The following is a 405-nucleotide window of genomic DNA, read 5'->3' on the forward strand; positions in this document are numbered from 1 at the left end:
CGCCGCCGCAACAGGCGCCAGGCGCCCCAGCCGCTGGCCGCGAGCGCGGCCAGATAACAGGCGATCACCCAGCCAAACCGCGTCGGCTGGGTGTCGGCACTGGCGACATGCCGGCCGAAACGCAGCTGCAGCGCGCTGTGCCCGCTGCCGAGGTCGGCCGCCAGTTGAAGTGCCAGGGCGACCATCACCGCCAGCAGCGCCAGGCCGAAACCGATCCGCGGCCAGCGGGCCTGCGCCGATGGCCGACCCAGCACCCACGCCACGGTCGTGCCGGCGGCGAGCAGGGCTGCCGCCCATAGCAATGCAGCGCCCGCAGGGGCGCTGATTGCATGAGCAGCGGTGCCGGCCTGGGCGAACCCCGGGGCCAGCATCGCGAGCATCCCCCCACCCCCCGCGATCGCGGGG

At 74.8% G+C, this 405-nt stretch carries 1 protein-coding gene; it reads right to left on the bottom strand.

The window, feature by feature from the left end; genetic code table 11:
* Nucleotides 1-380: hypothetical protein (locus ACE026_RS00135; RefSeq protein ID WP_486036903.1), on the bottom strand; the 380-nt coding region annotated here is incomplete at its 3' end.
* Nucleotides 381-405 lie beyond the last annotated feature (25 nt).

It is taken from the genome of Stenotrophomonas sp. AGC87 (assembly GCF_057333975.1).